Here is a 22,842-nt window from a genome sequence, read left to right on the forward strand (position 1 = left end):
CGCCACCTCCCACCTCTAACCACGCGGTGGGGAAGCGGAATGTTGCAGCGTCAGTCCGCCTCAGGGATGGCGGGGGTGGGGAGGGCCAGCTTCTCGTCGGGCTTGGCCCGGAGTACGTCGTCGACGTACGAGCGAGCCGCCTCCATCGTGTCGACCTCGTGGCCTGCCTCCTCGGACAGGAACCAGCGGTGCTCGAGGACCTCGTGGAAGACCTCGGCGGGCTCCAGCTTGCGCTTCAGGTCGCGCGGCACCGAGCGGACCACCGGCTCGAACACGTCGGTCAGCCACTGGTGCGCGACGATCTCCTCGTCCTCGTTCTGCTGGTCGGTGGCGGCGGCGAACGAGTCGAGGTCGTTCAGCAGCCGGCGGGCCTGGTTCTCCTCGACGTCCAGCCCGGTCAGCCGGAGCAGCCGGCGGGAGTGGTGGCCGGCGTCCACGACCTTCGGCTGGATCCGGACCTGGCTGCCGTCCCAGTCGGTGATGATGTCGATCTCGGCGACGTCGAACCCGAGCTCGTTGAGCCGCCGGATTCGCGAGTCCAGCCGGTGCATCTCGTCGGTGGCGAACTCCTCCGGCGCGGTCAGCTCGGCCCAGAGCGCCTCGTACCGGTCGTTGATCGACTGCACCGTCTCCTGCGGGTCGATATCCGGGTCGAGCAGCCCGCCTTCCTGCAGGTCGAGCAGCTCGCCGAACAGGTTGATCTCCGCGGTGTAGAGGTCGTGCGCACGCTGACCGTCGGAGATCTCCTGGTGCAGCTCACCGGTCTCGGCGTCCACCAGGTACGCCGCGAACGCGCCGGCGTCGCGCCGGAACAAGGTGTTGGACAGTGAGCAGTCGCCCCAGAAGAAGCCGAGCAGGTGCAGCCGGACGATCAGCGCGACCAGCGCGTCGATCAGCCGGTTGACCGTGTCCGGGCGCAACGTGCTGGAGAACAGGGCGCGGTACGGCAGCGAGAACTGCAGGTGCCGGGTGATCAGGATCGAGTCGATCGGCTCGCCGTTGCGGTCGAGTCGGTCGGTGATCACGCCGACGGGCTCGACCGAGGGCGCCTCCAACCGTTCCAGGTCGCGCAGCAGCCGGTACTCGTGCAGCGCGAGATGCTCGAGGACCTCCTTGATCGCGTAGACGCTGCCGTTGACCCGGACGAACCGGACCACGTGCCGCGAGATACCGCGCGGCAGTGCGACCAGCTGGTCCTCGGGCCAGTCCTCGAGCGGGACATCCCACGGAAGCGACAGCAGACCGGTGTCCGGGCGGGTGGCGACGAATCGGGGCACGGCCCCCAGTCTGTCAGGAATCCTGAGGCTTCAGCGAGGTACGCAAGTGGTTGCAAAGTCTTGCGTGATCTGGCGTAGAGTTTGCGTCATGACACGACGACTTGCAGAGGTGGCCAAGAAGGTCGGCGTCAGCGAAGCCACCGTGAGCCGGGTCCTGAACGGGAAGCCGGGAGTGTCCGAAGCGACCCGGGAGGCCGTGCTGACCGCGCTGGACGTGCTCGGGTACGAGCGTCCCACTCAGCTGCGCGGTGATCGCGCACGGCTTGTCGGCCTCGTGCTGCCGGAGTTGCAGAACCCGATCTTCCCGGCGTTCGCCGAGGTGGTCGGGGGAGCGCTGGCACAGCAAGGTTTCACCTCCTTGCTCTGCACCCGGACGGTCGGCGGCGTGTCCGAGGCGGACTACGTCGACCTGCTCCTGCAGCAGCAGGTGTCCGGCGTTGTGTTCGCCGGCGGTTTCTACGCGCAGGCAGACGCGCCGCACCAGCACTACGAGCTGATCCAGGAGCGCAAGCTGCCGACCGTGCTGGTCAACGCAGCCGTCGACCACCTCGGTTTCCCGCAGGTGTCGTCGGACGACTACGTGGCCGCCGAGATGGCGATCGGGCACCTGCGAGCGCTCGGGCACCGGCGGATCGGCATGGTTCTCGGCCCGCGCGACCACATCCCGTCGCGGCGCAAACTGGAGGCCTTCAACGCGTCGGCGGAGGCCGATCCGGACCTCGTCGAGCACACGATGTTCTCCCTCGAGGGCGGGCACGCGGCCGCCACCCGGCTGGTCAACAACGGCGTCACCGGCATCGTCTGCGCCAGCGACATCCTTGCCCTGGGCGCCATTCGCGCGGTCCGCCGGGCCGGCCTCACGGTCCCCGGTGACGTCTCGGTGATCGGGTACGACGACTCCGCGATGATGAACTGCACCGACCCGCCACTGACCACCGTGCGGCAGCCGATCGACGCGATGGGCCGGGCCGCCGTGGACATGCTGGTCGCTTTGATCGAGCGCGCCGCGGTCCCCGCCGACGAGCTGCTCTTCGAACCCGAGTTGGTGGTCCGGGCCTCCACGACTCGCGCCCGCGGCTGAGCTTCTCGCCGTACCCGCAAACCCACAGCCGTCGACGCTGGCCGGTCGGCGGCTGTTTGCGTTGGGCCCGTCTTCCTGGCGGTAGTCACGATTTTGCATTCTCAAGTCGAGGTATTGCGCGCTCGCGTCGGGTTGCCTACGGTGTGCTCACGATCGAGGGAGAGGGTGGAAGATGACGACTACGCGCCGCGGGCTCGGCCTGTTGCTGGTGGTGGGACTGGGCCTGGGGGCCGTGTCCTGTGGATCGGGGGACGACACACCGGACGCTCAGAGCTCAGCCGGAGCCGACGGGCCGGTCACGATCACGGTCGGCTGCCAGCCGCCGAAGAGCAATCCGAAGGAACGCGCGGCCTGGGACGCGGACGTGGCCGAGTTCCAGAAGCTGCACCCGAACATCACCATCCAGAGCAAGGACGCGTTCCCCTGCATCAACCCGGACACCTTCCAGGCGAAGCTGGCCGGCGGCACCCAGGAGGACGTCTTCTACGTCTACTACACCGACGTGCAGAAGATCATCAAAGCCCGGCAGGCCGCCGACATCAGCGAGTACGTCGGCACCGTGAAGGCGACCGCCGACCTGCGCGACGACGTCCTGGGCGTGTTCAAGGACGGCGACAAGACCTACGGCCTGCCGCGCAACAACTACAACATGGGCCTGGTCTACAACCGCAAGCTGTTCACCCAGGCCGGTCTCGACCCGGAGGCGCCGCCGACGACGTGGTCCGAGGTGCAGGCGGCGGCCAAGAAGATCGCCGGTCTCGGCGCCGGGTACGTCGGCTTCGGTGAGTACTCCGCGGGCAACACCGGCGGCTGGCACTTCGCCGCGAGCCTGTACGCGCGGGGCGGCTCGATGGTCAGCGACGACGGCAAGACCGCCGCGTTCAACAGCGCCGAGGGCAAGGCGGTGCTGGAGAACCTCAAGCAGATGCGCTGGAACGACAACTCGATGGGCAGCAAGCAGCTCCTCCAGTGGGAGGACCTGATGCGGATGATGGGCTCCGGCAAGCTCGGCATGATGATCGGCGCGCCGGACGTGGTGCAGTCGGTGAACAACGACTTCCAGGGCAAGTTCGAGGACTACGGCGTCACCGCCGTACCGGAGTCCGAGGGCAAGGCGTCGCTGAGCGGTGGCGACGGCTACATGTTCAACCCGAAGGCGACGCCGGAGAAGATCAAGGCCGGCCTGCTGTGGCTGGAGTTCCACGAGCTCACGCCGGGCAAGGGGCAGTTCAACTACCAGCGGTCGAAGGAGCAGGGCCGTCCGGTCGGGCTGCCGATCCCGGACCTGTACGGCGACTCCGCGCCGGGCCAGGAGATCGTTGCCCTCCGCAAGCAGTACGCCACCGTGCCGGTCGACCACTTCGCGCCGTACGTCGCCGCCCAGTCGACGATCACGAACAAGCTCGAACCCCCGAAGGCGCAGGAGCTGTACGCCGTCCTCGACGTCGCGATGTCCGCCGTCCTCACCCGCCAGGACGCCGATATCGACAAGCTGCTGTCCGATGCGGAGTCGAAGGCCAACAAGATCCTCGCGAAGAACACCTAGATGACTGTTACCGAGCAGCAGGTCCGTCGTTCGCACCCGGTGCGGACGACGGACCCGCAGTCACCGGACGACCACGGCGCTCTCCGGCGGGCGGTGGGGCGCAACCTGACCGCCTACGGGTTCTTGTGCGGGGCGCTGATCTGTTTCGCCTTGTTTTCCTGGTATCCGATGGTGCGGGAGGTGCTGCTGTCCTTCCAGGAGAACAACTTCGTCGACCCGCCGAAGTGGGTGGGGTTCGACAACTTCCGGACCGTGATCGAGGACCCGGCGTTCCGGTCGGCGTGGATCAACACGGCGGCGTTCAGCGGGCTGGCGCTCGTCATCGGGTACGCGGTCCCGTTCGTACTGGCCGTCGTACTCAACGAACTCAAGCACGCGAAGGCGTACCTGCGGTTCGTCGTCTACCTCCCGGTGATGCTGCCGCCGGCGGTCGCCGTATTGCTGTTCAAGTGGTTCTACGACCCGGGATCCGGCCTGTTCAACCAAGTGCTCGACGTGTTCGGGATCCCGCCGCTGAGCTGGCTCGACTCGACCAGTACGGCGCTCGTCAGCCTGGTGATCGTCTCGACCTGGATGAACCTCGGCACCGGCACGCTGATCTACCTGGCCGCGCTGCAGAGCATCCCGGGTGACCTGTACGAGTCGGCCGAGCTCGACGGCGCCGGTCTGTTCCGGCGGGTCTGGCACGTGACGATCCCGCAGACCAAGCTGATCCTGCTGGTGATGTTGCTGCTGCAGGTCGTCGCGACCATGCAGGTGTTCATCGAGCCGTACCTGCTGACCGGCGGCGGACCGGAGAACGCGACCGTCACGGTCGCCTACCTGATGTACCAGTACGCCTTCAACTTCGGCGACTTCGGCGGCGGCGGGGCGCTCGGCCTGATGTTGATGGTCGTGCTGATGGTGTTCTCCGCGATCTACCTGCGCGTGTCCCGGGAGGCCGAACGATGAGAACTCTCGTCTCACCACTGGCGCTGCGCACCCCGCACGGCCGGATCATCTACTGGGCGACGCTGTGCCTGACCGTGATCGGATTCACCGGCGCCTTCGTCTTTCCCCTGTACTGGATGGTGACTGGCGCGCTGAAGTCGCCGGATGAGTTGGCGCAGATCCCGCCGAGCTTCTTCCCCAAGGACTACGACTTCGGGGTCTACCGGGAGGCGTGGGAGCAGTTGCAGCTCGGTGTGTTCCTGAAGAACACGGTGCTGTACGCCGGTGGCGCTTGGCTGTTCACGCTGGCCGTCGACGTGACGGCGGCGTACGCGTTGTCGAAGTTGCGGCCGGTGTTCGGCAAGGTGGTGCTCGGCGCGATGCTCGCGACCTTGATGATCCCGCCGATGGTCTTGCTGCTGCCGACGTACCTGACCGCGAAGGACCTGCCGATCCTGCACCTCGACCTGCTGAACACGCCGTGGGCGATTTGGTTGCCGGCGGCAGCGAACGGGTTCTTCGTGTTCCTGCTGAAGCGGTTCTTCGACTCGATTCCGCGGGAGTTGCTGGAGGCGGCGGAGATCGACGGGGCGTCGCCGGCCAGGATCCTGTGGTCGATCGTGCTGCCGGTGTCGCGGCCGATCCTCGGGGTGGTGTCGATCCTGTCGGTGGTGACGGTGTGGAAGGACTTCGTCTGGCCGCTGCTGGTGCTGCCGGAGACGGACAAGATGTCGATCAGCGTCGGCATCGCGTCCCTGTCCGCGCAGATGCCGCAGAACGTCCTGATCGCGGCCCTCGTGATCGCCAGCCTGCCCACCATCCTGGTGTTCTTCGTCTTCCAACGCAGCATCATGGCCGGCCTGACCGCCGGAAGCCTCAAAGGATAAGGAGATTTCATGGCGGACGAGTGGTGGCGCGGGGCTGCGATCTACCAGGTTTACTTGAGGAGTTTTGCCGACGGCAACGGTGACGGGATAGGTGACCTGGCTGGTCTCCGGCAAAAGCTGCCGTATCTGGCTGAGCTTGGGGTGGACGCTATTTGGCTGAATCCCTGGTATCCGTCGCCGATGGCTGACGGTGGGTACGACGTGGCCGACTACCGGGCGATCGATCCGGCGTTCGGGACCCTGCAGGAGGCCGAGGTGTACATCGCGGAGGCGCACGCGCTGAGCATCCGCACCATCATCGACATCGTCCCGAACCACGGCTCCGACCAGCAGGACTGGTTCGTGCAGGCCCTGCAGGCGGGCCCGGGATCGCCCGAGCGCGAACGGTTCATCTTTCGCACAGGCAACGGCGACCAACCGCCCAACGACTGGCAGTCGATCTTCAACGGGCCGGCCTGGACGAGGGTCGAGGACGGGGAGTGGTACCTGCACCTGTTCGCGCCCGAGCAGCCCGACTTCAACTGGCGCAACCCGGAGGTGGTCGAGGAGTTCCACGACATCCTCCGGTTCTGGCTGGACCGTGGCGTCGACGGGATCCGGATCGACAGCGCCGCCGTACTGTTCAAGGACCTGGACAGCGTCGAGGACTCCTACACCGACCACGACGAGGTGCACGAGGTGTACCGTGGCTGGCGCCGGATCACCGACGAGTACGGCGACCGGTTCCTGGTCGGTGAGATGTGGATGCCGGACCAGGAGCGGTTCGCGCTGTACCTGCGCCCGGACGAGATGCAGACCGCGTTCAACTTCGACTTCCTGTCCCGGCCATGGCAGGCCGAAGAGCTCAAGGCCTCGATCGACCTGACGCTGTCCACCCACGTCCCGATCGGCGCCCCGCCGACCTGGGTGCTGTCCAACCACGACGTCACCCGGCCGGTCACGAAGTACGGCCGCCCGGACACGTCGTTCTCGCACCAGGACCGCAAGCACGGCATGCGGACCGACCTGGTCCTCGGCGAACGCCGGGCCCGCGCCGCCGCTCTGCTCGCGATGGCGCTTCCGGGCGGACTGTACGTCTACCAGGGCGAGGAGCTCGGCCTGCCGGAAGTCGAGGACCTGCCCGACCACCTGCTGCAGGACCCGATCTTCACCCGCTCCAACGGCGCCGACCGCGGCCGCGATGGGTGCCGAGTGCCCCTGCCCTGGTCCGGCAAGGAGCCGCCGTTCGGCTTCGGCGCCGGTACGCCGTGGCTCCCGCAGCCCGCCGACTGGAAGAACCTCACCGCCGAGTCCCAGCACGACGACCAGAACTCGATGCTCACCCTCTACCGCACCGGCCTGAAACTCCGCCGCACCCACCTCGGCGACGGCACCCTCCGCTGGCTCGACACCCCACCCGGCGTCCTCGCCTTCACCCGCGAAACCCTCATCTCGATTACCAACCTGACCCCAGACCCGATCGAGCTTCCGCCGTACGACGAAATGCTGCTGGCCAGCAGCCCACTGGACAACGGACTACTGACCAGCGACAGCACGGCGTGGATCAGGTGAGGAGCAGACCGTGTCGGGCTTTCGATGGTCGAGTCGGACTCCTGTGATGGGTCAGCCCACCAGGGGGTGGGTTGCCCGCCCAGACTCGGGTGGGGAAACCCTCACTCTGGTGGGCTGACCCACCACAGGAGGGCCGGGAGGTCGGCACGCGCGGCTGCCCGGGACGGCGTGGTACGACCCCAACGTTCTTTGCCGCGGCACTAACGCCCGGCTGGTCGGCTCGGCATGTCGATCCGTCCCCACGGATCGCGACGGTCCTCGACATGGGCCGTGATCAGGTCCGCGATCCACTGGGCGCGGTCACGGATCGCCTCGGGGATGGCGGTCTCGGCTGCGGCCTGGGCAAACGCAGAGGGAATCCGGGACCGTAGGGCGCGCGCTCGGCCGACCGCATCATCCGCGTCCAGGCCGAGCCGCTTCCCGACTGCGGCCCAGTCCGCCTCTGTGACGGCCGACATTCGCCAGGTGTGGCCGATCTTCATGGCTGATTGGAGCTGCGACTCCGGGTCGTACGGCAGCATCGAGGCCACGTCGTACAGCGGAGCCAGCCGGATGTCGCGAGCGCCGAGCAGGACCGAGAAGTTCTTCGCGTGGGCATCCGTCGCCCCGATCGCAGCGTTGTAGACCAGATAGTCGAACATCTGCTGCAGGTTGCCCTGGCGGGTCGACGGCAGTCAGCTGGCCGCAAGTAGCTGTCCGATCTCGCGCACTCCCGGACCGCCGTCGCTCTGGTACTTCTTGCTCGGTGGAACGGACAGGGCCTGACACAGATCTTCTTGGTGCAGCCGCCGCCAACGGCCGTCGCGGCCGAAGACACGGTCGTACCGACGCGAGATCAGTACCTCGTAGCGATCGCTGGTCAGCAGCTCGGTATCCGCCGCGGGCAGGCCGCACAGCTGCGCGGCCCGTAGGCAGAGATGCTCGTTGAGGTGGTGTCCCTGGTAGTTCGGCATCGAAGGCTTGAGGATGTGGGTCGTCGGCGTCGAGTCTCGCGGTACTCCCCACCGCCCGTCGGGCGATCGGAAGAGTGCGATCTTGCTCTGCGCTCCGGCGAGACTCCATCGGCCGCCGTTTCGGCCCGGATCCCAGGTGTCCGGGCTCCGCGCCAGCTCTGCGAGGACCAGATCGACCGCATCGTCGGTGAGCCAGTCGATGTCTCCCTGACGGGTGGCAGCGTCGTCGCAGCCCGCGGACTCCGGTAAGACCTGAACGGCGCCCGCGGCATCTCGGCCGATGTGGCGCGGCACGCTCGACGGCTTGCCCCGGTAGGCATCGTCGTACTCGAACGACAGGCGTCCCTGCGCGTTCTGATGAAGGTCGCCCACCCGGATCCCGTCGAGGTAGACGGCCAGTTGCTCCTCAGCCATCCTCGGACGACTTTCCATCCGCCGGCTGGTTTCCACCGAGTGAGCCGAAGACCTCGTTCCAGGCGACTTCGGTTTCGTCCTGGAGTTCCGCGTCCCGGTCTTCGGTGAGCAGCGTCAACCCGACCGCAGCGACGGTGTCGAGCACGAGTCGAAGCTCGAGCCGGGGGTGTCCGTGCTCGAGGCGCACGAGCCAGTCGCGGGAAACCCCTGCCTGCTGGGCAAGCTGTGATTGAGTCAACCCTCGCTTAGCCCGTGCATGACGGACAGCGGCACCAAGATCCCGGGTCGTATGGATCTCCACGGCACTCACCCTGACATCCGCAGATGTGGTCGTACGACGACTTCAGCAAATGTCGTCGTACGACCACATTTCTGCTCAGCGTGTGCTGAGTGCGCGGAATCTGCGTAGGCGGAGGCTGTTGGAGACTACGAAGACTGAGCTGAAGGCCATCGCGGCTCCGGCCAGCATCGGGTTGAGGAGGCCGGCGGCGGCCAGGGGGATGGCGGCCACGTTGTAGGCGAAGGCCCAGAACAGGTTGCCCTTGATGGTGCGCAGCGTGCTGCGGGACAGGCGGATGGCGTCCGCCGCCGCGCGCAGGTCGCCGCGAACCAGGGTCAGGTCGCTGGCCTCGATCGCCACGTCGGTACCGGTGCCCATGCTCAGGCCGAGGTCGGCCTGGGCCAGGGCAGCCGCGTCGTTGACGCCGTCGCCGACCATCGCGACCACGCGGCCTTCACCTTGCAGCTTCTTGACCGCGTCGACCTTGTCGGCGGGAAGCACCTCGGCGATCACCTCGTCGATGCCGACCTCGGCCGCCACCTTCGACGCCACCGCTTCGTTGTCGCCGGTCAGCAGCACCGGCCGCAGCCCGAGCTCACGAAGCTGCTTGATCGCCTGCGCCGACGTCTCCTTCACCGTGTCCGCGACGACCAGCACCGCCCGGGCCTGACCGTCCCAGCCGACGGCGACCGCAGTACTGCCCTCGGCCTCGGCATGCTCCTTCGCGTGCGCCAGGTCGTCCGGCAGGTACTGACTCCACTCCTCAAGCAGGCGGGTCCGGCCGACCAGTACGGCGTGCCCGTCGACGATGCCCTGGACACCGAGACCCTCGACGTTCCCGAAGTCCTCGACCTCGGGCAGCTTGCCGACCTCGGAAGCAGCACCCCGCGCGATGGCGGCAGCGATCGGGTGCTCGCTGGAGTGCTCCAGCGCCCCGGCCAGCCGCAGCACCTCGGCCCGGTCCTCAGAAGGAGCCAGCAGTACGTCGACCAGCTCCATCCGGCCCGTGGTCACAGTGCCCGTCTTGTCCAGCACGACGGTGTCGATCCGGCGCGTGGACTCGAGCACCTCCGGGCCCTTGATCAGGATGCCCAGCTGCGCGCCTCGGCCGGTCCCGACCATCAACGCGGTCGGCGTGGCCAGCCCGAGTGCACAGGGGCAGGCGATGATCAGTACGGCGACCGCCGCGGTGAAGGCGACCTCCACCGGCGAACCGTTGCCGAGCCAGAACCCGAGCGTCGCCAGCGCCAGCCCGATCACGATCGGCACGAAGATCGCGGACACCTTGTCGGCCAGCCGCTGGACCGCGGCCTTCCCGTTCTGCGCGTCCTCGACCAGCCGGGCCATCTGCGCCAGCTGGGTGTCCGCCCCGACCCGGGTCGCCCGGACCACGAGCCGGCCACCGGCGTTCACGGTGGCGCCGACGACCGCGTCGCCCTCGCCGACCTCGACCGGCACCGACTCACCGGTCAGCATCGACGCGTCCACCGCGCTGCTGCCGGCCACGATCACGCCATCGGTGGCGACCTTCTCACCCGGCCGTACGACGAACTGGTCGCCCACGACCAGCTGATCGGCCGGAATCCGGACCTCGGACCCGTCCCGCAGGACGGCGACGTCCTTCGCGCCCAGCTCGAGCAGCGCCCGCAGGGCCGCACCGGACCGGCGCTTGGCGCGGGCCTCGAAGTACCGGCCGGCCAGGATGAACGTGGTGACACCGGCCGCGACCTCGAGGTAGATCTCTTCCGCTCCGCCGCCCCGGGACGGGATCAGCGTGAACGGCATCTTCATCCCCGGCTCGCCCGCGCCGCCGATGAACAGCGCGTACAGCGACCACAGGAACGCGCTCACCACGCCCAGCGAGATCAGCGTGTCCATCGTGGCCGCGCCGTGCCGCAGGTTGGTCCAGGCGGCCTTGTGGAACGGCCAGGCCGCCCACGTCACCACCGGGAAGGCCAGCGTCAGCGACGCCCACTGCCAGAAGTCGAACTGCAGCGCGGGGATCATGCCCAGCGCGATCACCGGGACGGCCAGCGCGATGCTGGCGAACAGGCGCTGCCGCAACGGCTTCAGCTCGTCGGGCTCCTCGGCGTCGGGAGCGTCGACCGCCGGCGTCGGAAGGGCGGCGGTGTAGCCGGTCTTCTCGACGGTGGCGACCAGGTCGTCGGTGGTGATGCCGTCCGCGAACGTCACCTTCGCCTTCTCGGTGGCGTAGTTGACGGTCGCGGTGACACCGTCCATCCGGTTCAGCTTCTTCTCGACCCGGGCGGCGCACGAGGCGCACGTCATGCCACCGATGATGAGCTCGACGGACTGACCGGATTCTGTGGTGGTCATTGCAGTGTGCCTCCTCTCTCAGTGGCCGTGCGGGGTCTCTTCGTGCCCCGGGGTCGCCGGAGCCTGGGACGCCGGGAGCTCCTTGGGCGGGACGATCTCGGTCTTGCCATCGGTGCCCACCTTGACGGTGAACTCGGCGGTGTGGACCTTGCCCGCGTGCTGGAAGTCCAGGAACAGGCTGTACGTGCCCGCAGTCGGGAAGGTCGTGCCGAACTTGATCTGCGGTCCGCCCTTCATCCCTGCCGTCGCTTCCTGCGCGGGATGCGTGTGCAGGTAGGCGAGGTCGCCGCTGCGCAGCGACACCAGGTGCCCGAAGGCGCCCAGGTACGGCTGCAGGTCGGTGACGGGCTTGCCGCCCCGGTTGACCGTGAACGTCAGCTCAGACTCCTTGCCCGCGACCGGGTTGCCTGCCAGCGTCACGTCGTACCCGTCGAAGCTGTAGACACTCGCCGGCTCGCTGAGCGGGACCGGGATGTAGAGGCCGGAGACGTTGACGTCCGTGCCGAGGGTCAGCGTCCGGTCGAGACCGGCCGGCTGGAAGTCGGCGAACAGCCGCCACGTGCCACCGGCGGTGAACGTGAACGGAATGCTCCAGGTCCCACTCGCGTCCCGGGTCGGGTGCACGTGGCGGAAGCCGGACAGGTCCCGCCGGACCACGATCAGGTGCAGATCCTTCTCGTGCGTCTCGGTGTACTGCGTGACCGGCTTGCCGTCCGGGCCCTGGATGGTGAAGCGCAGCTCGGTCTTGGCACCGGGCTGGTAGAACGTCGTCGCGGGGGTGAGGGTGTAGCCGGCCTCAGAGACCGAGAGCCCGGGCAGTTGCCCGCCCGACTCGCTGTGTCCTGCCCCGTGTCCTGCTGATGGTTCCTCCATACCGCCCATCTCCTCGTTGTGCGCCGGGGCGGTGTTGTCGGCCGCCGCGACCGGGTCCACCGCGGAGCCGACCGCGAACGCCGCCCCGAAGGCGAGCGCGAGCGCACCGGCGAACGCGCCGAGCCGGAGCGCGGCGGCCCGGCTCACGACGCCGCCAGTTCGTAGCCCGCCTCGTCGACGGCCTCGCGGACGGCGGCCTCGTCGAGAGCGGACTCACTCGTCACGTGCACCGCGGAGGTGCCACCCGCGACGAGGTCGATGCTGACTTCCTGGACCCCGACGAGCTTGCTGAGCTCCTCGGTGACCGAAGCGGTGCAGTGGCCACAGGTCATGCCGGTGACGGAGTAGGTCGTGGTGGTCATAGCGGTTCTCCTCTGACTCGGAATGTCGGTTTCAGCTGCGGACCAGGCGGGCGATCGCGTCGGAGGCCTCGCGAACCTTCTCCTCGGCCTCGGCGCCGCCCTTCTGCGCGGCCTCGACCACGCAGTGCGCCAGGTGCTCGTCCAGCAGTTCCAGCGAGAAGGACTGCAGCGCCTTCGTGGCCGCCGACACCTGGGTGAGGATGTCGATGCAGTACTTGTCCTCCTCGACCATCCGCTGCAGGCCGCGGATCTGGCCCTCGATCCGCCGCAGCCGCTTCAGGTGGCTGGTCTTCTCGGCGGTGTATCCGTGCACGTGCTCGGCGTCGTGGGTCATCTCCGGCTCCTTCAGCTTCCTTACTGCTACCCCTTGGGGGTATGTCGACAGGCATGAAGTTACCCCCTTGGGGTATCAGATGCAAGTCCTGCGGGCATACCTCTAGAGGGTATTTTCGAGCGCCCCCCGAACAAACCTGCCAAGCTGTGCGTCGGAACGGCGACAAGGGGGTCAGATGCCGGAGCTGGCGATCAGCACACGCGGTCTGCGCAAGACCTACCGGACCCGGCGCGGCCGGAAGGTGGTGGCGGTCCAGGGTCTCGACCTGGACGTGCCGCTCGGCGGGGTGCACGGGTTCCTGGGGCCGAACGGGTCCGGCAAGACCACCTCGATCCGGATGCTGCTCGGGCTGATCCGGGCCGACGCGGGGACGATGGCGGTGTTCGGCCGGCCGGTGCCCGCCGAGCTGCCGGACGTGGTCGGCCGGGTCGGCGCGATCGTCGAGTCGCCCAAGTTCTTCCCGGCGTTCAGCGGCCGGAAGAACCTCGAGCTGCTCGCCGAGGCGATCGGCGCACCCCGGCAGCGGGTCGGCGAGGTGCTCGAGCAGACCTCGCTCGGCGAGCGCGGCAAGGACCGGTTCCGGGCATACTCGCTGGGCATGAAGCAGCGGCTGGCGATCGCGGCCACGCTGCTCAAGGAACCCGACCTGCTGATCTTCGACGAGCCGACCAACGGCCTCGACCCGGCCGGGATCCGGGAGATCCGCGAGACCATGCGCAGTCTCGGCGACCAGGGCAAGACGGTGCTGGTCAGCTCACACATCCTGGCCGAGGTCGAGCAAGTGGCCGACACTGTCTCGATCATCGGCCACGGCCGGCTGCTCGCCTCCGGCTCGGTCGCCGAGGTGATCGGCGGCGGTACGGCGGGAACCGTGAAGGTTGCTGTGGACAACCACGAGGCGGCGACCCGGATCCTGACCGCGGCCGGCCTGACCGTGCGCGCCGACGGCGGATACCTGCTCGTCGACGGCGCGGAGCACCCCGCCGACGTCACCCGCCGGCTGGCGCAGCACGAGCTGTACGTCTCCGAGCTGGTCCCGGTCCGTGCCGACCTGGAATCGGTGTTCCTGGAGCTCACCGAAGGCGAGGGGTTGTGATGCTTCGCCTGACCGGAGTCGAGCTCCGCCGGCTGACCGCCCGCCGCCTGACTGTCATCGGCGTACTCGGGGTGCTGGCGATCACGGTCCTGCTGATGGTCGTCGTCTGGAACGACGCCCGGCCGATGTCCGCCGAGGAGCAGCGGTCGTCCCAGGCGCAGTTCGAGGCCGCGCACGAGTACTGGGTGCAGAACGGGGAGGCGGATCGCCAACGCTGCGAGGCGGACTGGGAGAACCAGCCGGACCCGAAGCCGGCGAAGGAGGAGTTCTGCAACTTCGGGGAGCCGACCATCGACGACTTCGGCAAGCCGCGGGTGGTGTTCGCGGAACTGATGCCGGAGCTGCTGCTCGGGTCGTCGTACCTGCTGGTCTTCGCCGCGTTCCTGATCGGGGCAAGCTTCGTCGGGGCGGAGTTCAGCACCGGTGCCATCGGCAACTGGCTGACGTTCGAACCGCGGCGGTTGCGGGTGTACGGGAGCAAGTTGCTGGCCGCTGCGATCGGGTTCGTCCCGGTGGCCGTCGGAGTGCTGGCGATCCTCATGGTCGGGACGTACCTGATCGTCGACCAGCTAGGTGACACCTCGAGTACGACGGGCAAGGTCTGGGGTGACCTCACTGCGACGGCCGGCCGGGCTGTCCTGGTGGTCGCCATCGGCGCCGCGCTCGGTGGGGTGGTCGGACTGCTGCTCCGGCACACCGCGGCCGCGATCGGGGTGGCGATGGGGTACCTGGTCCTGATCGAGGGTGTCTTCGCCAGCTTCCTGAACAAGGCCCAGCCGTGGCTGGTGAAGCTCAACTTCGACGCCTTCGTCCGGCACGACGCGACGTACTACGTGAACCAGTGCTCGACCGGATCCGACGGCGGCTACATGTGCAGCAGCATCGAGAAGACGCTGTCGTTCGAGCACGGCGCCTGGTACCTCGGCATCCTGGCCGTCGTCCTGGTCCTCCTCGGCGGGGCGGTGTTCTACCGCCGCGACATCACCTCCTAGATCGGCGGAGGCGGCCGAACAGCACGAGCCCGAGGGTGATGGCAGCGGCGGCGGCAGCCACTGCGAGACCACGGCGGAGACCGGGCGGCGTGTAGGTGCAGTCGATCCGGTCCGCGTTGTCGGTCAGCGGTACGGCGACCAGACCGCCGTAGTCACGGGGTGTCTGAGCCTTGCCGCCGCCGGCCGAGCACTCCCAACCGGGGAGCTTCGGTACGGCGATCACGGCGTACCCCTGGCTGCCCGCAGGCAGCGTCGCGCTGATCGAGTGGCCGCCGACCTCGACGTGCGTCGCCCCGCTCAACCGCAACATCCGGACCGCCTTCGCCAGGCGTTGCTCGTCGAGGCAGCCGAGCGCGCCAGTCGCGGTGATCCCGGACGCGGAGCCGGTGAACTTGATCTCGGCCGACACGACCCCGGACGGCGGGACGGTGCCAAGGCGGACCATCGCACTGTTCGTGTTGATGCCCGGCCGACGGCTCGCGGTCAACTCATGCCACTGCTCCCCGTCGGTCAGCCGCGCCGCCCCGGAAACCCGGGGCTGGTGCAGGTACGCCGTCGTACCAGGCGTGCAGCGCCCGACCAGCTTCACGTCGCCGCCGGTGATCGACTTGCTGCCGCGGTACTCCGGCACCTCGTACACCTGGGTCCCGAGCAGCCGCTCCTGCGCGACGAACGCGTTCGAGGCCCCGGTCGCCCCGAGCCGCCGCCGGACGGTCACCAGCGGCGGTACGACGGACCGCGAGATGGATTCCTTACCGCCTGACTCGAGATGCAGGCGTGCCCCGACCGAGAAGATCGCGTCGATCACCGGATGCTGGAGATCGTCGGACGCCCGCCCGTACCCGGACCAGCCGAAGCCGAGTCCGGTAAGCGTCTTGTTCACCGAGTAGGGGAGCAGGCTGCTGTAGAGCCCGGCGCCTTGCCCGCCGAGCAACATCGGGTCGTTCGGCGTCACCGACGTCCCCGGGTTGGCCCGGTACTGCGGCCAGGCGTTGGCGCCCATGATCGCGTCGGACCGCTCGGTCTGCTGCTGGTTCCACGCCGGGACCATGGTGCTGAGGATCTTCGACCGTTGCTCGTCCGTCACCACTGCGGTCCACGTGGTCTCGACGGCGACCACGGCCATCACCACCGCGAACGCGGCCGCGATCGGCCACTTGACCCGTGGCCCTGCGGCAAAGCGCCGTACGACCCAGATGGTGCCCAGTGCAACGATCGTGACAGCGCCCGAGGCGATCAGCACTGTCATCGCGTGGTCGGTCAGCATCGGACTGCCGTCGGACAGTACGGCGATGACCGCGACCAGCGCCGCGCCACCCAGCAGCGCCAGGGGACCAGGCAGCCGAGCGGCGACCGAGACCCAGGCCAGGACCACGATCACGCCGCACAGCACGAAGGCCTCGCGGTACTGGCTGCCGTTCGGGGTGTCGAAGCCGTGCCACATCTCCTGGGTCGGCGTCCATCGGAACGACAGCGCGATCGCCGCGGTCGTCACGATCCAGACCAGCTTGGTCCGGATCGGCACCGACCGGTTGAACGGCAGTGTCAGCGCGAGCAGGAGGGCGGCGGTGCCGACGTACAGACTGGCCGTGCGGCCGACGCCCTCGGACAGCGGCAGCAGGCGGGACAGGAAGACGTCGACCGGAGACGGCGTGAAGATGCCCGACGGTGACGGGGTCGCGTCGTCGTTGGCCGCGAAGATCGGCAGCAGGATGGGCGCGGCCAGTGCGATCCCGAGCACGAACGCGATGACGTGCCGGAGAACGCCGCGCAGCCGCAGCCCCCAGGCCAGGTCGCTGGTCAGCACCCGCGCGATCAGGTACAGGCCGGCCGCGATCGTCGCCATGTAGGCGGTGTAGAAGTTGGACACCCAGAACACCGCGACCACGAGCACGCTGAGCAGTCGGTTGGTCCGGCGCAGTGACCACTCGGCGACCAGGAAGAACATCGGCAGCGCGATCAGGCCGTCCAGCCACATCGGCACGTACGCCCCGTCGTCGATCGCCCAGCCGCAGACGCCGTACGACGCTCCGAGAATGGCTGCAACCCAACGGGGTCCTGGCGACATCTTGAGTAGTAGGACCGCCATCGCGGCGGCCGCCAGGCTGAGCTTGAGGACGGTGATGACGTAGACGGCCAGATCGATCTGGTCGCGTGGGAAGAGACCCACCAGCAGGGACAATGGGCTGCCGAGGTCGACGCCGTAGTCGGCCAGGAACCCGACTCCGTACGCGCTCTGCCAGTTGAAGAGCAGGTCACCTTGGGCGCGACCGTGCAGGACGTCCCACAGGTGGGCGAAGAAGGGGATGTACTGGGTACCGAGATCGTTGGTACTGCGGGACAGTGAACCGAAGGGAAAGGTACCGCGGATGACTCCGGAGGCGGCGAACACCGCCGCCACCAGCACACCGGCCACGAGCGCAGGCAGGAGAGCCGAGCGCTTCGGGTCCGGTCCCGCTCCGTCCTGCACTGGCCGCCCCTTAGCTCAGACCCCGTGTCCGCCCGCTCGATCGAGCGCCAAAGTAGCGCGTAGTTCCGGTCTGGACAAGAATCGGTACCGGTCCGGGAGGTGGGGCGCGTGATGCGGCTGAGTCTGGTGGTGCCGTGTTTCAACGAGGTCGACGTGGTCGACCGGTTCCATGAAGCCGTCAGCCGGGAGCTCGGCGAGCTCGGCCGGCCGTACGAGATCGTGTACGTCGACGACGGCAGCAGCGACGGGACCCTCGACGCCCTGGTGCAGCTCGCGGACGCCGACCCGGCGGTCCGGTACCTGTCCTTCAGCCGGAACTTCGGCAAGGAAGCCGCGATGCTAGCCGGGCTGCGGTACGCCTCCGGCGACGCGGTGGTGATCATGGACGCCGACCTGCAGCACCCGCCGGAGCTGATCGGCCGGATGCTGGAGCTGTACGAGCGCGGCTTCGACCAGGTGATCGCGCGGCGGAACCGGGTCGGCGACCCGGCCAGCCGGACGCTGTTCGCCCGCGCCTACTACTGGCTGATCAACAAGTGGGCCGACGTCGAGCTGGTCGACGGGGTGGGCGACTTCCGGCTGCTGTCCCGCCGGGCCGTCAACGGCCTGCTGGAGCTGGGCGAGTACAACCGGTTCTCCAAGGGGCTGTTCGCCTGGATCGGGTTCGAGTCGATCCTGTTCGAGTACGAGAACGTCAAGCAGCCGGCGCAGCGGAAGAGCCGGTGGACCTTCCGCCGGCTGCTCGAGTACGGGCTGGACGGGCTGCTGTCGTTCAACAACCGGCCGCTGCGGCTGGCGATCTACGTCGGCCTGCTGCTCACCGCGGTCGCCGCCGGGTACGCCGTCTGGGTGATCGCGGTCGCCGTCCTGCACGGGGTGGAGATGCCCGGGTACGTCACGCTGATCGCGGCGATCACCGGGCTCGGCGGGCTGCAGATGGTGATGCTCGGGGTGATTGGCGAGTACATCGGCCGGATCTACTACGAGACCAAGAAGCGCCCGCACTACCTGCTGAAGCAGACCAACCTGAACCCGGCCGACCACCCGGCCACCCAGGACGAACGCCGGCGCAAGGTCACCTAGACGCACCACGGCCCCGGATGGTCGAGCCATCCGGGGCCGCTGCACGTTACGTCGTACCGCTGATCAGGCGGTCAGCCGCTCCTCGGTGGAGGCGGAGAACAGGTGCAGCTTGTCCGGCACCGCCGCGAGGTGAATGGTCGAGCCCTTCTCGACCGGCATCCGGGCGTCGATCCGGGCGACGATCTGCTGGTGCTCGTTGTTGTGCTCCGCGGTCCCGTACAGGTACGCGTCGGCGCCGAGCTCCTCGACCACCGCGACGTGGACCGGCAGGCCCTGGTCGGCGACCTTGAAGGCCTCCGGCCGGACACCCACGGTCAGCGTCTTGTCGCTGCCGGCCTTGGCGAGCAGGCTGCGCTCGAGCGGGATGACGTAGTCGCCCAGCTTCGCGCCGCCCTCGGTGATGTCGGCGTTCAGCAGGTTCATCGCCGGCGAACCGATGAAGCCCGCGACGAACTTGTTCTTCGGGTGGTCGTACAGGTTCAGCGGGGTGTCGACCTGCTGCAGCAGGCCGTCCTTCAGTACGGCGACCCGGTCGCCCATCGTCATGGCCTCGACCTGGTCGTGGGTGACGTAGACGGTCGTGACACCGAGACGCTGCTGGAGCTCGGCGATCTGCGTACGGGTCTGGACCCGCAGCTTGGCGTCGAGGTTCGACAGCGGCTCGTCCATCAGGAAGACCTGCGGGTTACGCACGATCGCGCGACCCATGGCGACACGCTGACGCTGACCACCGGACAGAGCCTTCGGCTTGCGCTCCAGGTACTCCTCCAGGCCGAGCAGCTTGGCGGCCTCCATCACACGCTTGGCGCGGTCCTCCTTGGAGACACCCTGCATCTTCAGGGCGAAGCCCATGTTGTCGGCGACCGACATGTGCGGGTAGAGAGCGTAGTTCTGGAACACCATCGCGATGTCCCGCTCCTTCGGCGGACGGTGCGTGACGTCGCGGTCGCCGATGTAGATGGAGCCCTCGTTGACCTCTTCGAGGCCGGCGAGCATCCGGAGCGAGGTGGACTTGCCGCAACCCGACGGGCCGACGAGCACCATGAACTCGCCGTCCTCGATCTCGAGGTTGAGCTTGTCGACGGCGGGGGTGTCACCACCGGGGTAGATCCGGGTGGCTGCCTTGAAAGACACAGTGGCCATGACGATGTACTTCCCTTCACCGGCAGGAACGTGCCGGACGATCCGAGTAAAGGCCCCCGGGCGGGGGTGCGCTTATCCTCACCCGCCCGGCTCGTCCTGACAAGGTGTACGGCGTGTGATGTGTCCGTACTGTTCACGTTGTGGACAACTCCACGCATCCTGCAAGAACTTGCAGGATCTTGCTGCAAGATCAGCGATCGGCTGGGTACAGTGCCGGGCGTGAGCAGCAGAGCGCGGCTGGCGGACATCGCGGCCAAGGCGGGGGTGAGCGAGGCCACGGTCTCGCGGGTGCTGAACGGCAAGCCGGGGGTGGCGGAGGACACGAAGCAGTCGGTCCTGACCGCGCTCGACGTACTCGGGTTCGAACGGCCGACCCGGTTGCGGCGCCGGTCGGCGGGGCTGATCGGGCTGGTGATGCCGGAGCTGATCAACCCGATCTTCCCGGCGTTCGCTCAGGTGATCGAGTCGGCGTTGTCGCAGCGCGGGTTCACCCCGGTGCTGTGCACGCAGTCTCCGTCCGGCGCCACCGAGGAGGAGTACGTCGAGATGCTGCTGGAGCGCGGCGTCTCCGGGATCATCTTCGTCTCCGGCCTGCACGCCGACACCGGAGCCGACCACGAGCGCTACCAGGCGCTGGTGGACCGGCGGCTGCCGGTGGTGTTCGTGAACGGCTGGCTGCCCGCGGTGCAGGCGCCGTTCGTGTCGTCGGACGAGTACGCCGCGATGGAGCTGGCGGTGTCCCATGTGGTTGCCCTCGGCCACCGCCGGATCGGGTTCGCGTCCGGGCCGGAGCGGTTCATCGTCGTCCAGCGCAAACTGGCCGGCTACCGCACCTCGATGAAGGCGCAACTCGGCCTGACCGACCCTGAGCTCGACGAGCTGGTCGCCTTGAGCATGTTCGGAGTCGAGGGCGGCGCCGCAGCCGCGCAGCAGCTGCTCGACGCCGGGGTCAGTGCGGTCATGTGCGGCTCCGACATGATGGCGCTCGGCGTCATCCGCGCGGCGCGCCAACGCGGGCTCTCCGTCCCCGGCGACATCTCGGTCGTCGGCTACGACGACGCCCCGATGATGGAGTTCACCGACCCGCCGCTCACCACGATCCGCCAACCCGTCCAGGCCATGGGCCTGGCCGCGGTCCAGTCCCTCCTGGAAGAAGTCCGCGGCCACACGACCCCGCACACCGAGTTCCTGTTCCGCCCCGAACTGGTAGTCCGCGGCTCCACCGGCCCGGCGCGCTAGAACCACACGTCACAGGCCTTGGCCCGGAACTCCGCCACGGACCAGATCTCGTTGGTCTCCGATTCGGGCTCGCTGGGCGGCACAATCAGCTTGCCGGGCTGCACGGCTTGGAGATCCCGCTCACTGAACTCCGGCCCATCCGCAGACCAGCTGTTGTCATGTGTCCACGCGTAGATCCGGTAGCGCGCCTCCGGGTCCCTTGGTCGGACTGTGCCGGACACCCGCCACCCGTTGCCGCCGGTCTCTGCGCTGAACTGCGCGAACCCGGTGAGCGCCGGACTGACCTCCCACGTGCCCATGTCCTGGTCCTGTGGCGGTGCCCGGTCGGGGTCCGGATCCGGTAGGTACAAGGACGCGCCATCGACGTGCCCTTCGCACATCTGGACGACGAACACCGGCTTACCGGCAGCGTCGACCGAGACCCCGACGACCCCGCCCGGCGGAACCGTGCAGCCGGCCAGCATCAGCACGCTGCCAGCTGCCGCGACCGCAATCCCCACCCACCTCGGCACGGGATCAGAGTATGTGGCGGGCGGGGCGTCGTACGCAGAGCTCCGGCCCGGGACCGTCCCCTGCCGGGCGGTTCCGGGCCGGAGGGCCTGGGGGCTACTTGGTGAAGGCGGCGGCTGCTGCGGAGGCGATGCCGTTGGCCCAGAGCTGGTCCACTCGGGCGCGCTCGTTGGCGTCCGGGTAGGCGTTGGTGCACGACGGGCCAGGGCCGCCGCCGGACATCAGTTCGGAGCACGGGCCGGAGTAGTGGTCCGGCAGGCCGAGTACGTGTCCGGTCTCGTGGGCGGTGATCCGGGTCGGGTCGTACTGCTGCGACTGGGCGTAGTCCAGGAAGATGTAGCCCCGGCCGTGGCCGTCGGTGGACGCGTACGAGCCACGCGGGTCGTTGCCCTCGGTGTAGTAGAAGTCGTAGTTGCTGCCCTCGACCAGGGTGACGTTGCCGACTGAGGAGTTCCAGATCGACGTGCTGGAGTTGATCTGGCCGCGGAAGGTCGGCGCGTCGACGGCGTACGTGACCGTGACGGCGGCAGCCTTGTTGCCGGACTTGGCCTGCTTGGCGCGCGCGGACTTGATCACGGCGTCGTAGAAGGCCTTGGTGGCGGCTTGGTCCTGCGGCGAGCCCGTGTACGCGGCGCGGGTCTGCGCGGTGGACACGGACGAGGTGGCCGGGGCCGGCGCGGGGGACGCTGCGGCGAAGGTGGGGACGGCCAGCGCGGCGGCGGCGAGCCCCGCGAGCGAAGTCAGGATACGGCGATGCGACATGGAGGGCCTCACTCCGGATCTGTGGCGGAAAGCGACCGGCAGATTACTGATCGCTACACCCCGGATGCTGCCAAACGCTCCGCGAGTTCCGCACCAGATCACCAAAAACTCGGGGGTTAACCCGCGAACCCCCGCCGCCGTTCTATGCCCCTCATAGCCCGCGACTTATGTCACTGAGTTGTGGATCTCGGTTCTCGTTCGGCGGTTTCGGGAGCCCAAATCGACGACTCGGCGGTCACTCGCCGGGGATGCCGACGTTGAGGATTCGGGCGCCGGGGCCGCGTTCGGCGAGGCGGTCGGCTTTGTTGTAGAGGTTGCAGCGTTGGAGGGAGAGGCAGCCGCAGCCGATGCAGCCGTCGAGGTCGTCGCGGAGGCGCTCGAGCTCGGAGATCCGCTCGTCGAGCCGGCTGCGCCACGTCTTGGACAACCGGCTCCAGTCCGCGCGGGTCGGCGTCCGGTCGTCCGGCAGGGAGTCGAGCGCGCCCTTGATCTCGGCCAGCGCCAGCCCGACCCGCTGGGCCGCCTGCACGAACGCGATCCGCCGCAAGGTGCTGCGCTGGTACTGGCGCTGGTTGCCGGCTGTCCGTCGCGAGCTGATCAGCCCCTGGTCCTCGTAGAACCGCAAGGCCGACGCGGCGACTCCGGACCGATGAGCGATCTCCCCGATGGACAGCCAGTGCTCTTTGCTCGGAACGTTCTCCTCCGCCATACCGCCACCCTAG

The 22,842-nt window shown here is 68.3% G+C and carries 20 protein-coding genes and 1 pseudogene; 9 read left to right on the forward strand and 12 right to left on the reverse strand.

Going from position 1 to position 22,842, the window contains the following annotated elements; all coding sequences use genetic code 11:
• Positions 1 to 50: 50 nt before the first annotated feature.
• Positions 51 to 1,298: a DUF4032 domain-containing protein gene (locus ACIBL3_RS28780; RefSeq protein WP_396356841.1), complete on the reverse strand. Its 1,248-nt coding sequence runs from the start codon at positions 1,296 to 1,298 to the stop codon at positions 51 to 53.
• Positions 1,299 to 1,365: 67 nt separating this feature from the next.
• On the opposite strand from ACIBL3_RS28780, the gene ACIBL3_RS28785 reads away from it, so the two are divergent.
• From ACIBL3_RS28785 to ACIBL3_RS28805, 5 genes are all read left to right on the forward strand, one after another.
• The gene (locus tag ACIBL3_RS28785; protein WP_396356762.1) at positions 1,366 to 2,358 is read left to right on the forward strand and encodes a LacI family DNA-binding transcriptional regulator; all 993 of its coding nucleotides are present in this window, start codon (positions 1,366 to 1,368) and stop codon (positions 2,356 to 2,358) included.
• A gap of 172 nt (positions 2,359 to 2,530) precedes the next feature.
• On the forward strand, positions 2,531 to 3,904 hold the full coding sequence (locus ACIBL3_RS28790) for an ABC transporter substrate-binding protein (RefSeq protein WP_396356763.1): 1,374 nt from the start codon (positions 2,531 to 2,533) through the stop codon (positions 3,902 to 3,904).
• Positions 3,905 to 4,855: a carbohydrate ABC transporter permease gene (locus ACIBL3_RS28795; RefSeq protein WP_396356765.1), complete on the forward strand. Its 951-nt coding sequence runs from the start codon at positions 3,905 to 3,907 to the stop codon at positions 4,853 to 4,855.
• Positions 4,852 to 5,721, forward strand: coding sequence for a carbohydrate ABC transporter permease (locus ACIBL3_RS28800; RefSeq protein WP_396356767.1), 870 nt, complete (start codon positions 4,852 to 4,854; stop codon positions 5,719 to 5,721). The genes ACIBL3_RS28795 and ACIBL3_RS28800 overlap by 4 nt, the downstream gene beginning before the upstream one ends.
• A 9-nt stretch (positions 5,722 to 5,730) precedes the next feature.
• On the forward strand, positions 5,731 to 7,272 hold the full coding sequence (locus ACIBL3_RS28805; RefSeq protein ID WP_396356768.1) for a glycoside hydrolase family 13 protein: 1,542 nt from the start codon (positions 5,731 to 5,733) through the stop codon (positions 7,270 to 7,272).
• A 200-nt stretch (positions 7,273 to 7,472) separates the two neighbouring features.
• Here the strand turns inward: ACIBL3_RS28805 and ACIBL3_RS28810 are convergent.
• The 6 genes and pseudogenes from ACIBL3_RS28810 to ACIBL3_RS28835 all read right to left on the reverse strand — a co-directional run bounded on the left by ACIBL3_RS28810 (position 7,473) and on the right by ACIBL3_RS28835 (position 12,825).
• A pseudogene (locus tag ACIBL3_RS28810) lies at positions 7,473 to 8,657 on the reverse strand (HipA domain-containing protein).
• Positions 8,632 to 8,949 carry a helix-turn-helix domain-containing protein gene (locus ACIBL3_RS28815; protein ID WP_396356770.1) on the reverse strand — a complete coding sequence of 106 codons (318 nt, stop codon included), beginning with the start codon at positions 8,947 to 8,949 and terminating at the stop codon, positions 8,632 to 8,634. The pseudogene ACIBL3_RS28810 and the gene ACIBL3_RS28815 overlap by 26 nt, the downstream one beginning before the upstream one ends.
• Before the next feature lie 66 nt (positions 8,950 to 9,015).
• Positions 9,016 to 11,256: a heavy metal translocating P-type ATPase gene (locus ACIBL3_RS28820; protein ID WP_396356772.1), complete on the reverse strand. Its 2,241-nt coding sequence runs from the start codon at positions 11,254 to 11,256 to the stop codon at positions 9,016 to 9,018.
• 18 nt (positions 11,257 to 11,274) lie between these two features.
• Positions 11,275 to 12,276 carry a hypothetical protein gene (locus ACIBL3_RS28825; RefSeq protein ID WP_396356774.1) on the reverse strand — a complete coding sequence of 334 codons (1,002 nt, stop codon included), beginning with the start codon at positions 12,274 to 12,276 and terminating at the stop codon, positions 11,275 to 11,277.
• A complete protein-coding gene (locus ACIBL3_RS28830) occupies positions 12,273 to 12,491 on the reverse strand; it encodes a heavy-metal-associated domain-containing protein (protein ID WP_396356775.1) in 219 nt (72 codons plus the stop codon). Before ACIBL3_RS28830 ends, ACIBL3_RS28825 begins: the two co-directional genes overlap by 4 nt.
• Positions 12,492 to 12,522: 31 nt before the next feature.
• Positions 12,523 to 12,825, reverse strand: a complete 303-nt coding sequence (locus ACIBL3_RS28835) for a metal-sensitive transcriptional regulator (RefSeq protein WP_396356777.1) — start codon at positions 12,823 to 12,825, stop codon at positions 12,523 to 12,525.
• A 175-nt stretch (positions 12,826 to 13,000) separates the two neighbouring features.
• Here ACIBL3_RS28835 and ACIBL3_RS28840 point away from each other — a divergent pair, with 175 nt between their 5' ends.
• Both ACIBL3_RS28840 and ACIBL3_RS28845 read left to right on the forward strand, forming a co-directional pair.
• Positions 13,001 to 13,921, forward strand: coding sequence for an ATP-binding cassette domain-containing protein (locus ACIBL3_RS28840; protein WP_396356779.1), 921 nt, complete (start codon positions 13,001 to 13,003; stop codon positions 13,919 to 13,921).
• On the forward strand, positions 13,921 to 14,913 hold the full coding sequence (locus tag ACIBL3_RS28845; protein WP_396356781.1) for an ABC transporter permease: 993 nt from the start codon (positions 13,921 to 13,923) through the stop codon (positions 14,911 to 14,913). Before ACIBL3_RS28840 ends, ACIBL3_RS28845 begins: the two co-directional genes overlap by 1 nt.
• Here ACIBL3_RS28845 and ACIBL3_RS28850 read toward each other — a convergent pair.
• The gene (locus ACIBL3_RS28850; protein WP_396356782.1) at positions 14,903 to 17,383 is read right to left on the reverse strand and encodes a YfhO family protein; all 2,481 of its coding nucleotides are present in this window, start codon (positions 17,381 to 17,383) and stop codon (positions 14,903 to 14,905) included. The two genes, ACIBL3_RS28845 and ACIBL3_RS28850, sit on opposite strands and share 11 nt — an antisense overlap.
• 111 nt (positions 17,384 to 17,494) lie before the next feature.
• Here ACIBL3_RS28850 and ACIBL3_RS28855 point away from each other — a divergent pair, with 111 nt between their 5' ends.
• The gene (locus ACIBL3_RS28855; protein WP_396356842.1) at positions 17,495 to 18,466 is read left to right on the forward strand and encodes a glycosyltransferase family 2 protein; all 972 of its coding nucleotides are present in this window, start codon (positions 17,495 to 17,497) and stop codon (positions 18,464 to 18,466) included.
• A 63-nt stretch (positions 18,467 to 18,529) separates the two neighbouring features.
• On the opposite strand, the gene ACIBL3_RS28860 is transcribed toward ACIBL3_RS28855, so the two are convergent.
• A complete protein-coding gene (locus ACIBL3_RS28860; RefSeq protein WP_396356783.1) occupies positions 18,530 to 19,609 on the reverse strand; it encodes an ABC transporter ATP-binding protein in 1,080 nt (359 codons plus the stop codon).
• 219 nt (positions 19,610 to 19,828) lie between these two features.
• On the opposite strand from ACIBL3_RS28860, the gene ACIBL3_RS28865 reads away from it, so the two are divergent.
• Positions 19,829 to 20,848 carry a LacI family DNA-binding transcriptional regulator gene (locus ACIBL3_RS28865; RefSeq protein ID WP_396356784.1) on the forward strand — a complete coding sequence of 340 codons (1,020 nt, stop codon included), beginning with the start codon at positions 19,829 to 19,831 and terminating at the stop codon, positions 20,846 to 20,848.
• Here the strand turns inward: ACIBL3_RS28865 and ACIBL3_RS28870 are convergent.
• From ACIBL3_RS28870 to soxR, 3 genes are all read right to left on the reverse strand, one after another.
• Positions 20,845 to 21,360 (reverse strand): hypothetical protein, encoded by a 516-nt coding sequence (locus ACIBL3_RS28870; RefSeq protein ID WP_396356785.1) that lies wholly within the window; start codon positions 21,358 to 21,360, stop codon positions 20,845 to 20,847. The two genes, ACIBL3_RS28865 and ACIBL3_RS28870, sit on opposite strands and share 4 nt — an antisense overlap.
• Before the next feature lie 94 nt (positions 21,361 to 21,454).
• On the reverse strand, positions 21,455 to 22,120 hold the full coding sequence (gene snpA, locus ACIBL3_RS28875; RefSeq protein WP_396356786.1) for a snapalysin: 666 nt from the start codon (positions 22,118 to 22,120) through the stop codon (positions 21,455 to 21,457).
• Positions 22,121 to 22,355: 235 nt separating this feature from the next.
• A complete protein-coding gene (soxR, locus tag ACIBL3_RS28880) occupies positions 22,356 to 22,829 on the reverse strand; it encodes a redox-sensitive transcriptional activator SoxR (RefSeq protein ID WP_396356787.1) in 474 nt (157 codons plus the stop codon).
• Between the last annotated feature and the right edge of the window lie 13 nt (positions 22,830 to 22,842).

The organism is Kribbella sp. NPDC050124, from assembly GCF_044460355.1.
Taxonomy (GTDB): Bacteria; Actinomycetota; Actinomycetes; order Propionibacteriales; family Kribbellaceae; genus Kribbella.

Excerpts from the sequence above, each read along its gene's own strand:
- ACIBL3_RS28785 (WP_396356762.1), top strand. The coding sequence starts at position 1,366 with ATGACACGACGACTTGCAGAGGTGGCCAAGAAGGTCGGCGTCAGCGAA.
- ACIBL3_RS28790 (WP_396356763.1), top strand. The coding sequence starts at position 2,531 with ATGACGACTACGCGCCGCGGGCTCGGCCTGTTGCTGGTGGTGGGACTG.
- ACIBL3_RS28795 (WP_396356765.1), top strand. The coding sequence starts at position 3,905 with ATGACTGTTACCGAGCAGCAGGTCCGTCGTTCGCACCCGGTGCGGACG.
- ACIBL3_RS28800 (WP_396356767.1), top strand. The coding sequence starts at position 4,852 with ATGAGAACTCTCGTCTCACCACTGGCGCTGCGCACCCCGCACGGCCGG.
- ACIBL3_RS28805 (WP_396356768.1), top strand. The coding sequence starts at position 5,731 with ATGGCGGACGAGTGGTGGCGCGGGGCTGCGATCTACCAGGTTTACTTG.
- ACIBL3_RS28820 (WP_396356772.1), bottom strand. The coding sequence starts at position 11,256 with ATGACCACCACAGAATCCGGTCAGTCCGTCGAGCTCATCATCGGTGGC.
- ACIBL3_RS28830 (WP_396356775.1), bottom strand. The coding sequence starts at position 12,491 with ATGACCACCACGACCTACTCCGTCACCGGCATGACCTGTGGCCACTGC.
- ACIBL3_RS28835 (WP_396356777.1), bottom strand. The coding sequence starts at position 12,825 with ATGACCCACGACGCCGAGCACGTGCACGGATACACCGCCGAGAAGACC.
- ACIBL3_RS28840 (WP_396356779.1), top strand. The coding sequence starts at position 13,001 with ATGCCGGAGCTGGCGATCAGCACACGCGGTCTGCGCAAGACCTACCGG.
- ACIBL3_RS28845 (WP_396356781.1), top strand. The coding sequence starts at position 13,921 with ATGCTTCGCCTGACCGGAGTCGAGCTCCGCCGGCTGACCGCCCGCCGC.
- ACIBL3_RS28855 (WP_396356842.1), top strand. The coding sequence starts at position 17,495 with ATGCGGCTGAGTCTGGTGGTGCCGTGTTTCAACGAGGTCGACGTGGTC.
- ACIBL3_RS28860 (WP_396356783.1), bottom strand. The coding sequence starts at position 19,609 with ATGGCCACTGTGTCTTTCAAGGCAGCCACCCGGATCTACCCCGGTGGT.
- snpA (WP_396356786.1), bottom strand. The coding sequence starts at position 22,120 with ATGTCGCATCGCCGTATCCTGACTTCGCTCGCGGGGCTCGCCGCCGCC.
- soxR (WP_396356787.1), bottom strand. The coding sequence starts at position 22,829 with ATGGCGGAGGAGAACGTTCCGAGCAAAGAGCACTGGCTGTCCATCGGG.